Source organism: Citricoccus sp. CH26A, from assembly GCF_000224415.1.
Classification (GTDB): Bacteria; Actinomycetota; Actinomycetes; order Actinomycetales; family Micrococcaceae; genus Citricoccus.
Genome location: NZ_AFXQ01000050.1, coordinates 1 through 2,642, shown reverse-complemented (window position 1 = coordinate 2,642; position 2,642 = coordinate 1). Strand labels below are relative to the sequence as shown.

Sequence of the window (2,642 nt, the reverse complement as noted above, 5' to 3'; positions counted from 1 at the left end):
GGACATGCCAATCTCCTTGTAGGCGGACACGTACTTCCCTGCTGACGGACAGCTGATCTCCCTGTCCATGGCCATGGGGCCGGTCGTGTCGGTCCAAACGCGAACATCCCTCCGGGGGTCTGCTTGAGGTCTCTGACCACCACAAGCGGCTACCCACCGGAGGGATGCATGAAGAAGTCTGACAGGGAGATCATGGAAATTCTTGAAGCCTACGACGCCACGGGCAGCGCCCACTCGGCTGCGGCACTGGCGGGGGTGGACGCCAAGACGGTGCGCCGCTACGTGGCGGCCCGGGATGCGGGTGCCCCGGTGACCGGCCCGGGCCGGCGTCCGCGGATGTTGGATGAGCACTTGCCGAAGATCGAGGAATGGGTTGAACGCTCCCACGGCAAGGTGAGAGCCGACGTGATCCACGAACGACTGGTGGCCCTGGGATTCACCGGCACCGAGCGGACCACCCGGCGCACCGTGGCGCAGGTGAAGGCCGCGTGGCGGGCCGGGCACCGGCGCACCTACCGGCCGTGGATCACCGAGCCCGGGTTGTGGCTGCAATTCGACTGGGGCGAAGGACCCAAGGTGCCGGGCCCGGACGGGACGCCGCGACGGACGTGGTTGTTCTGCGCGTGGCTGGCCTGGTCCCGCTACCGGGTGGTGATCCCGGTCTGGGACCAGACCCTGCCGACGCTGATCACCTGCCTGGACGCGGTGCTGCACCGGATCGGCGGAGTGCCGACCTACGTGCTGACCGACAACCCGAAGACCGTCACCGTGGACCACGTCGCCGGAGTCCCGGTACGCCACCCACAGATCGTCGAGGTCGCCAGGCACTACGGGATGCAGGTACACACCTGCGTTCCCTACGATCCCGAATCCAAGGGAGGCACGGAGGCCACGGTGAAGATCGCCAAGGCCGACCTGGTGCCCACCGAGGCCAACCTGCGCGGTGAGTACGGCTCCTTCGCCGAGCTCGAGGCCGCCTGCGAGGCCTTCACCGTGAAGGTCAACCATCGTAAGCACCGCGAGTCCGCCCGGGTGCCCGTGGAGGCGCTGGCCGAGGAGCGGGCGCGTCTGCACGTGCTGCCGGCCGCTCCGCATACGGCCGCCCTCGGGGTGACGCGGATCGTCAACACCGACCAGACCATCCGGTTCGGCTCGGTGCGGTACTCCACCCCACCGGGACTGGTCGGGGCCGAGGTGTGGGTCCGGGTGGCCGGAACCATGCTGGTCATCGTCGCCGACCTCGACGCCCTGCCGGTGCAGCCCTCCTGGGCGGCCGGCGGGGCCGGGCTCATCGAGGTCACCCGCCACCAGCTGGCCACCCCGGGCACCCCGCAAATCGACCTGGCCCACTACCCGGACCACCCGCAAGACCCACACGGAGCGCCCCGGGCACCGCGCCCGGCACCACGTAGCGATGCCGAGCGGGAGTTCCTGGATCTGGGGGCCGGGGCGCACGCCTGGCTCATCGAGGCCTCGGCCGCCGGCGCCGCCCGGATCCGGGCCAAGATGGCCGCCGCCGTGGAACTGGCCGCACTGGTCGGTCCCGAGAAGGTCGATGCCGCGCTCGGGGTGGCCGCCGCGGCCGGGCGGTTCGCCGAGACCGACCTGGCCGCGATCGTGGACCACCAGGCCACCGGCGCCAGCACGGCCGAGCTGGTCATCGCCGACGAGACCCACTCCGCCCAGCCCGGCACCTCCGCCTGGGCCGGCTTCACCACCACCAGCAAGGAACCCACCCTGTGAACCCAACCCCCACAACCAGCACCGCCTCCCCAGCGAGAATGGCACCGGCCCTTCCAGAGGACCTGGCCGAGCTGCTCAAGCGCATGCGAATGCCCCACCTGCGGGCCATCGCCCCGGACGTGCTGGCCACCGCGAAGGCCCAGCGCTGGGACCCCACCGAGCTGCTGCGGGTGCTACTGACCGAGGAGGCCAGGGGCCGGGACGAGGCCGCCAAGGCCGCACGACGCAAGGCCGCCGGGCTGCCCGCCGGCAAGACGTTCGACTCCTGGCGGGAAGCGGATTCCTCCATCCCCGTGGCCACCCAGTCGGCACTGGCCGCCCTGGAATGGGTGCACCGAGGGGAGAACCTGGCCATCACCGGGCCCTCCGGTACCGGCAAGACCCACTTCGTCGAGGCCCTGGCCCACCGCGTCATCGACGCCGGCATGCGCGTCTCGTGGTTCACCCTGGAATCGCTCACCACAGCGATCGGCCGGGCCAGCGTCGACGGGTCCATCGCCAAGACCCTGGCCAAGATCACCCGGGCCGAGCTGATCGTCATCGACGATATCGGCATGCTGCCCTCCGGCCAGGCCGCCGCCGAAGCGTTCTACCGCCTCGTCGACGCCACCTATGAACGGCGCAGCCTGGCCGTCACCTCCAATATTCACCCCTCAGGGTTCGACACCATCATGCCCACCACCCTGGCCACCGCCGCCGTGGACCGGCTGCTGCATCACGCCCACGTCATCGTCACCGAAGGCACCTCGCTCCGGCTCACCGACGCCACCACCGGACGAGGCGTCGTCGCCCTGACCTGACAGGCACGGGAGATCAGGTGTCCGCGGACAGGGAGATAACGTGTCCGCCCACAGGGACACCAACGGTCCGCCTGCAGGGAGATCCTGCTGTCCCTTGAC

The 2,642-nt window shown here is 70.2% G+C and carries 2 protein-coding genes; both read left to right on the top strand.

Translation table 11 applies throughout. From position 1 onward, the window contains the following. The first annotated feature begins 168 nt into the window (after window positions 1-168). The gene (gene istA, locus CITRI_RS0115515) at window positions 169-1,743 is read left to right on the top strand and encodes an IS21 family transposase (protein ID WP_010145865.1); all 1,575 of its coding nucleotides are present in this window, start codon (window positions 169-171) and stop codon (window positions 1,741-1,743) included. A 38-nt stretch (window positions 1,744-1,781) separates the two neighbouring features. Further along, entirely contained in the window at window positions 1,782-2,543 is a 762-nt protein-coding gene (gene istB, locus CITRI_RS0115510; protein ID WP_010145864.1) for an IS21-like element helper ATPase IstB, read from the top strand. The last annotated feature ends 99 nt before the right edge of the window (window positions 2,544-2,642 follow it).